This is a genomic window from Aquimarina sp. I32.4 (assembly GCF_002924285.1).
Lineage (GTDB): Bacteria > Bacteroidota > Bacteroidia > Flavobacteriales > Flavobacteriaceae > Aquimarina.
In genome coordinates, this window is sequence record NZ_PGUB01000139.1 from 1 (window position 1) to 9,049 (window position 9,049).

Consider the following 9,049-nt stretch of genomic DNA (forward strand, 5'->3'; position numbering starts at 1 on the left):
GCAGGAGTCGTAACCCCAGTAAGTTCAGGAACGACCGATATTACGTACACTGTGACTGATGGAAATGGGTGTACCTCTGCATCTTCCGCAGTCCATACAGTAACGGTAAATAGCTTACCAACGGCTGCTGCAATTACAGGCGCTACGGCAGTCTGTATGGGAGCAACAATCGATTTAACCGAAGGTACGGCAGGAACGATAGTTTGGAGTTCTTCTAATCTGGCAGTTGCTACGATAGACGGATCAGGAGTGGTAACTCCCGTAAGTGCTGGAACCACTGATATTACCTACACTGTAACTGACGGAAACGGATGTACTTCTGCATCTTCCGCAGTGCATACAGTAACAGTAAACGACTTACCTACGGCAGCCGCAATTACAGGTGCTACAGCAGTCTGTATGGGAGCAACCATCGATTTAACCGAAGGCACCGCAGGAACAATAGCATGGAGTTCTTCTAATCTGGCGGTTGCTACGATTGATGGAGCGGGAGTAGTAACTCCAGTAAGTGCTGGAACCACCGATATTACCTACACTGTAACTGATGGAAACGGCTGTACATCTGTATCTTCAGCAGTCCATACAGTAACGGTAAATAGCTTACCAACGGCTGCTGCAATTACAGGCGCTACGGCAGTCTGTATGGGAGCAACAATCGATTTAACCGAAGGTACGGCAGGAACGATAGTTTGGAGTTCTTCTAATCTGGCAGTTGCTACGATAGACGGATCAGGAGTGGTAACTCCCGTAAGTGCTGGAACCACTGATATTACCTACACTGTAACTGACGGAAACGGATGTACTTCTGCATCTTCCGCAGTGCATACAGTAACGGTAAATAGTTTACCAACCGCCGCTGCGATTACAGGTGCTACGGCAGTATGTATGGGAGCAACAATCGATTTAACCGAAGGTACCGCAGGAACAATAGTTTGGAGTTCCTCTAATCTGGCAGTCGCTACGATAGACGGATCAGGAGTCGTAACTCCCGTAAGTTCAGGAACGACTGATATTACCTACACTGTAACTGACGGAAACGGATGTACGTCTGCATCTTCCGCAGTGCATACAGTGACTATTGACCCAACACCAATTATTGTAGATTGCCCATCAGATATTATAATAACTACGAATACAAATAATTGTAGTGTCCCTGTAACCTGGATACCGCCAACCACCACTGTTAATTGTATAGGGGCAGTTTCTATTACAAGTACGCATGATTCAGGAGATATGTTTGCTGTAGGAGCAACTACAACAGTAACATATACTTTTACAGACCTTTTAGGGAATAGTGATAGTTGTAGTTTTGATATAACTGTTTCTGGGATAGTTGTGGCTACTAATGATATAGTAAGCCTTGATGGAGATACAGGAGATAGCTCTTCCAATATTGTAAATGATAATGATTTATTTAGCTGTAATTTTGCTACATTGAATACAGATGTTATAATAACAAATGTTACAGATAACAATCCTGATGACGATATCAATTTAGACCCTCTAACTGGAATAATAACTGTTTTACCAGGTACTCCAGCAGGAGAATATTTGATTAGATATACATTATGTAGTATTGATACACCTACAATTTGTGATGAAGCTTCCATAATAATAACCGTAACAAGTTCTGGAGGAGGAGATGTATCTAACCTTTCATTAACTAAAACAGGAGAGTATGTAGATACAAATGATGACGATATTGTTAATGTGGGAGATAAAATACATTATAGTTTTACTGTTGAAAATACGGGAAGTGTGGACCTTATCAATATTGTACTTACAGATCCATTACCTGGAGTTGAAGTGATAGGAGGGCCAATTGATTTGGAAGCTGGAGAAGTAGATGAAGATAATTTTACAGCTATATATACTTTAACAGAAGAAGATTTACTATCAGGTAGGGTAACCAATCAAGCAACTGTAACAGGGCAGAACCCTGATGGAAATACAGTAACAGATATTTCTGATGATCCATCAGATGATACTAATGTTGATTTGGATGGAGATGGTGATTTTGAAGATGAAACGATAGTTCGTATAAGGTTTGATGAAGAGATTATAGTATATTCGGGAATGTCTCCTAACGGAGATGGAGTAAATGATGTATTTGTAATTGAGGGAATAGAAGAATTTGAAAATACATTAACTATATTCAATCGATGGGGAGTAAAAGTTTACGAATCCAAAAATTATGGGAGAGATAATAACTTCTTTAGAGGAGTCTCAAACGGGAGGTCCACAATAGAAGGAAAAGAGGAGTTGCCTGTTGGGACATATTATTATGTAGTTGAATATATTTTACAATCAGGACAACGAAAAAATAAAGCAGGTTATTTATATCTCAATAGATAATCAACCAAGATGTAACCTACTAACAGAAATGTTGGTAGGTTGCATTAATTTTTTTTAAAAAAACTATATATAGCGGATGAAAAATATACAAGCGATACTTGTAACAGTACTACTCAGTGTTTTGTTTTACAAATGTTATTCTCAGCAAGATGCTCAGTATACGCAGTATATGTATAATACAATTAGTATCAATCCTGCCTATGCTGGTAGTCGTGGAGTCTTGAGTATTATGGGACTTCACCGTAGCCAATGGGTTGGTTTGGATGGAGCTCCTCGTACACAAACACTTACCTTAAATACTCCGATAGGCGGTAATGAGCGTGTTGGTTTGGGTTTTTCTATTGTCAACGATGAGATAGGTCCTACAGATGAGACATATTTTGATATTGATTTTTCATATACCTTACCTACTTCAGAGAAGGGTAAATTAAGTTTAGGGCTAAAAGCTGGGGGTCATTTATTGAATGTTGATTTTCAACGATTATCACAATTTAGCAGTAATGATCGTTTGTTTGAGAATAATATAGATAATAAGTTTAGTCCTAATGTAGGAGTTGGGGTGTATTATCATACCGATCGATTTTATTTAGGATTAAGTGCTCCCAATTTATTAGAGACAGATCATTTTGATGAGAGTTCAGCCAGTAGTGATAGTGATGCCGTAAGTTTTCTGGCCGAGGAGCGTATCAATTATTATTTGATAGCAGGTCATGTTTTTGATTTGAGTGATGAAGTTAAGTTTAAGCCAGCGATTTTGAGTAAGTTGGTTTTTGGCGCGCCATTGCAAGTTGATGTTTCTGCAAATTTTTTGTTGTATGATCGATTGACCTTGGGCGCAGCTTACAGATGGGATGCTGCTATTAGTGGTACGATAGGTTTTCAAATCACAGATGCGTTGATGATTGGTTTTGCATATGATCGAGAAACGACAGAATTGGGTCAGACACAATTTAATGATGGGAGTTATGAGGTGATGTTACGCTTTGAACTCTTTAAGAAATACAATAGAATGTTAACTCCTAGATTCTTCTAGCAGAATAGAATAATAGTATACCCTATAAAGAAACCCTTTCCAGAATTATTACTGAAAAGGGTTATAGGAATATTAATACTCTATTTTATTCCGAAGTAGAACAATCATTAATTATTGATAATAGTTCTTGAAGCTCGGTATCCATTATAGAATGTAGCATCAGCATTTTTAAAACGTTTAAATATTTTATCCATTTTACTATTTAAAAGGCTAGTAGTTTGCTCAAATAACTCAGATAATCCTTTTGTAGCCTGTTTTCCTGCGATGCGATATTGTCTTGGTTTTCCTTGTATTGCCAAAAATTGATCAAAACTATTTTTGAGGTCAGTAATTTGATTACTGGTTACTCCATAATCCGCTAATTCTTCTAAATGTTCTTCTAGTAAGGCGATAGTTTCTGTAATAATGGTAATAAAATCCTGATTTCTCAATTTATATAAATCAGAAAAGGATCTGGCAGCTTTTTGTTCTAAGTCTGTTTTGTTTTCAATAGTTGCATAAGCTTCTAATGCATCATTTAGAATATCAGCTTTGTCAGAAACAAATCTCTTCTGGATAGTTTTGCTGGTGCCTAAGAATATTCTCGAAGCTGCTTGATTTTCTTTGTTTTCTTGAAGTTGCAGTAATAATTCTTCAAAATCATTTTTAAAACTTAAGAGTATCGGAACACTATTCCACTTATTGGTATGTGTATCCAAATACGTTTTTACTGCTTCAAACATTTCAAATTTGTTTATTTGATCTTTTGTCATAATTAAAAAAATAAAAATTTTACATTAATTACAATTATGACTTAAAAAGGGAGGGTTCACGTTAAGTGATACCGAATATATGAATTTTTTAGTTATTAACCTGACTTCAAATTTATCTTGTTATTATATGGTTAGAAAATTGGCAGAGGACAAGTTCTTTTAATCACTAAGTGAGATTTTAATGTTCTGAAGTTTGCTTCGAAATTAAAGATTTATTGTCTTTCAAAAATTGATCTTAGCGTACATTTTTAATGTGCTTAATTTAATATTGAATATATATTTATGTAATAAGAGTTTATATTTCTGTCATGTAAAACAATATGTATATAACAGAAACTGAAATTTCGGCAGAAGGAGATCGTATTTCTTTATCAAAATATGACATTTAGACAGATTAAGACTTCTTTTCGGAGTTTGAAAGTGTTATTTCTTAAAAAGAAAATATGATATCGAAGCTTAAGGAATTAATTACTGTTTTTTTTGCAAAAATTTTCTTAAAATTTAAGTTAATGTTTTTATTTTTTAAAGTGTTTATATTCAATAGTTTTTATTGTATTAAGTGTTTTTTATTAAGGTTTTACAGTATGTATTTTGAGGGTTATATGTATGTATGTTTAGATGTTTTATGATTACTTTTATGTTGTTAAAAAATTGTTATTTAACAGACTTTATTAGATTTTAAATTATAAAGCCTATATCGGTAGTAATTAACATATTTGCTTATGGATACTATTACTTTTAATCACTTCGTAAAAAAAATAAGATGTTTTTCTTATTATAATTTATTCCAATTCGTAATTATATATTTCTGTTTTTTCTTTTTTTAAAAAGAAAGGTAGGAATTGTTAATGTGTATTGTGTAGTGATTTTTTAATGAAATGAGGCATTATTTTATGAGGCTATAAATAACAGTTTTTTGAGAATGTACCCCTTGTATTAGTTGAACTTTGGCGAGCCATCAATGACAAGGTATTTGAATAACGATTATTTATATTAACTAACTATGCAAAAATCATCTCAATTAATAAAGGGGGTATGTAAATCTGTAGAAAAAACTTCTTTTTCTACTATTGTATATGATAAGATTCCCACTTCCAAGACTATAAGCAGTATAAATACTATGTATTCCTATTATACACAGCTGTATAGAGATACTATTTCTTGTGCTTTAAAATGTTTTTATTTTAATAAAATCGAAACAAAATTGTTTTTTATCGGTAAAAACAAACTTTTCGTCGTTTAAAACATGTTTTTTAACAAAATAAAATGTTAATTTTAACAAGTGTTATTTCCTGTGTTTTACAATTAACTTTTTCTTTTAATAATTTGATAAATAAAATTATCTCATGAAAAATAGTATCTATCTTATATATATATCTTTTAGATCATTTTTGTTTTTTGCTATCATACTGTATTTAGGTGGTGAAGTATGTCCCAATAAAATAACAGTTCAAAAAAAAGTATTAAATACAGTGATTATTGTATAAGAATTATATAAAACATGATCTACTCTTCTCAATGATAAGAAATAATGATAAGATGCGTATTTCTGAAAAAACATATACAGATTCTTTTGAATCACTTCCGAACAAATAATTAGAACATTTTATCATAAAATAGCTTATGAAAATTTTCAACCAGTTTAGAAATAAACATAGAAACCAAAACATAACACTTTTAATAATAGGTGTTTTTTTGGTAATGACTAATTTCCTGTATTCTCAAGCAACTTTTGTTAGTAATCCAACCGATGCAGCCATACTTGGTGTTTTAGATGGTGATGGAGTTGCATTATCTAATGCAGCTCTCGAAAGTGGAAGCCGAGCATTTCAAATAGGAACATTTTCTAATGGTTCTGTAGGTGGTAATTTTGCTCTAGATGGAGGAGTTGTATTAACTACTGGTAGTGTGACTCAGGCGTTTGGAAGTAATGGAACGAATCCTTTTCCTTCAAACTCTGGAATTCAGGCAAGTTCTACGGCAGGATTACCTACTTATAAGGATGTTGATATAATAGCAATTGATCCTACTGCAATTAATGATGTTGTCGTTTTTTCATTTGATGTTACTCTGGAACCTGGTTTTACAGACCTGAAGGTGGTATACCAATTTGGATCAGATGAATATCCAGATTATGTAGGTACTGTATTCAATGATATTTTCGGTTTTTTTGTTTCGGGTCCTGGTATAACTGGGAGCCAGAATATAGCACTGGTTCCTGGTACAACGAGTCCTGTAGCAGTAAATACAATTAATGCAGGATTTCTTGGTTGTCAAAACCCTAGTTATTCTGCTCCAGCAGATTTAACCAATTCTGCAATTTACATAAATAATGGACATGATCTAACTGCTGTAGCTTGTAATACTAACTCAGGTCCATTTACTGTATTTACTGAGTATAATGGGATTACTGGTCAGTTGACTGGAACTTTTAGTGGATTAATACCAGGGAATACTTATAGGTTTAAAATGGCTATTGCAGACACAGGAGATGCTTCATTAGATTCTGGAGTATTTATAAGTACTATATCTGGGGATAGAGATTCGGATGGAGATGGTTTAGCAGATGCTAAAGACCCTGATGATGATGATGATGGTATTTTAGATATTGATGAATCTGGCCCTGCGGGAGAACCGAATCTAGATATAGATGGAGATGGAGTACCTGCTTACCTTGATGACGATGATAATAATTTTGCTATAGGTAATGTAGATGGAGCAGTAGAAAGTCAGTTTGACTTGGATGGTGATGGAGTTTCTAACCATTTAGATTTAGATAGTGATAATGATGGAATTCTTGATGTTATTGAAGGGGGAGGAACAGATCCCGATAATGATGGTGTGATTGGTACGGGAGTACCAGTTGATGCTGATTTAGATGGATTAGCGGATATAGTAGATAATTTTGATAGTGGTAGTGGAGCTGGAGAGGTTACTTCAGGAACTCCACTTGTAGTACCAAATACCGATGGTACTGGAGGTGCTAATTATTTAGATATAGATGCAGATGATGACGGTATAGTTGATATTATAGAGGCACAAACAACTTCAGGGTATGTAGCTCCTTTATTAAATGATGCTGATGGAGATGGTATTGATGATCGTTACGATGTAGATTCAGGAGGAGCTCCATTAATTCCAGTAAATACAGATGCAGGTTCTCCTAATAGCGATATAACACCAGATTATTTAGATTTAGATTCTGATGGTGATGGAGAAAGTGATACTATTGAGGCATATGATATAAATGATGATGGAGTTGCAGATACTAATCCTGCAATTTCAGATAGTGATAATGATGGATTAGATAATAATTTTGATATAAATGATTCTAGTTTGGATCCAACAAATGGAGGTCAAACAGCAGCCAGTCCTTTTCCTGATACCGATAGTGTTGGGGGAGAACCTAATTGGAGAGAGTCAATAGGTGTTACTGTAGAAAAAACCGATACCTATGTTGATACGAATGGAAACGGTATTATCGATGCAGGAGATACGATCAATTATATATTTACAATTACAAATATAGGAGCAACAACATTAACAAATATCACGCTTTCTGATCTAGGTATATCTGTTAGTGGAACTTCGATTACTAGTTTAGGTTCTGGAGCGATTGATAATAGTACGTATACAGCAAGTTACGTGATTACTATTGGTGATATTAGTACAGGTAGTTTTAGTAATACCGCCGTTGCGAGTGCAAATGATATCAATAGTAATATAATTACCGATAATTCCGATGATCCCGATGATACTACCGATGTTGATCCCGATAATGATGGTAATCCAGATGATCCAACAGTAAGCGATTTACGTCAGCCACTATTGGATATCACTAAGACTGATACCTATGTTGATACGAATGGAAATGGTATTATCGATGCAGGAGATACAATCAATTATGCTTTTGTAGTGACCAATACAGGAAATATAGATTTAACAGGTATTAGTGTCACCGATGCATTGGCTACAGTAAGTCCAGCTACTACGATTGATTTAGTAGCAGGAGCTATAGATAACAGCACGTATACTGCGAGTTATATAATAACAGCAGGTGATATTACCGCAGGAAGTTTTAGTAATACAGCAGTTGCGAGTGCAGCGAACCCACTAGGAGGAGCAGCGGTAACCGATGATTCCGATGATCCAGATGATGCTACCGATGTTGATCCTGATAATGATGGTAGTCCCGATGATCCAACAGTAAGTGATTTACGTCAACCACTATTAGATATCACTAAGACTGATACGTATGTTGATACGAATGGAAACGGTATTATCGATGCAGGAGATACAATCAACTATGTTTTTGTAGTGACCAATAGAGGAAATATAGACTTAACAGGTATCAGTGTAACAGATGCATTGGCTACAGTAAGTCCAGCCACTACGATTGATTTAATAGCAGGTGCTATAGATAATAGCACGTATACAGCGAGTTATATAATAACAGCAAGTGATATTACCGCAGGAAGTTTTAGTAATACAGCAGTTGCGAGTGCCTTGAATCCATTAGATCCATTAGGTCCTCCAATTACAGATAATTCCGATGATCCTGATAATGCTACCGATGTTGATCCTGATAATGATGGCAGTCCAGATGATGTTACAACCACTGATTTACGTCAACCACTATTAGATATCACTAAGACTGATACGTATGTTGATACGAATGGAAACGGTATTATCGATGCAGGAGATACAATCAACTATGTTTTTGTAGTGACCAATACAGGAAATGTAGACTTAACAGGTATCAGTGTGACTGATGCATTGGTTACAGTAAGTCCAGCGACTACGATAGATTTAGTAGTAGGAGCTATAGATAACAGCACGTATACTGCGAGTTATATAATAACAGCAGGCGATATTACAGCAGGAAGTTTTAGTAATACAGCAGTTGCGA

4 protein-coding genes are annotated in these 9,049 nt (G+C 34.9%); 3 read left to right on the forward strand and 1 reads right to left on the reverse strand.

Translation table 11 applies throughout. The features are described 5' to 3' along the window. A partial coding sequence (locus CVD18_RS20065) for a gliding motility-associated C-terminal domain-containing protein (protein WP_146052875.1) occupies nucleotides 1-2,355 on the forward strand: 2,355 nt, incomplete at its 5' end. 76 nt (nucleotides 2,356-2,431) lie between these two features. Then, entirely contained in the window at nucleotides 2,432-3,388 is a 957-nt protein-coding gene (locus tag CVD18_RS20070; RefSeq protein WP_103867284.1) for a type IX secretion system membrane protein PorP/SprF, read from the forward strand. A gap of 107 nt (nucleotides 3,389-3,495) precedes the next feature. On the opposite strand, the gene CVD18_RS20075 is transcribed toward CVD18_RS20070, so the two are convergent. Further along, on the reverse strand, nucleotides 3,496-4,110 hold the full coding sequence (locus CVD18_RS20075; RefSeq protein ID WP_146052876.1) for a hypothetical protein: 615 nt from the start codon (nucleotides 4,108-4,110) through the stop codon (nucleotides 3,496-3,498). Between the two features lie 1,653 nt (nucleotides 4,111-5,763). On the opposite strand from CVD18_RS20075, the gene CVD18_RS20080 reads away from it, so the two are divergent. Further along, nucleotides 5,764-9,049, forward strand: a 3,286-nt coding sequence (locus tag CVD18_RS20080; RefSeq protein ID WP_199185115.1) for a choice-of-anchor L domain-containing protein, incomplete at its 3' end; no start/stop codon positions are given.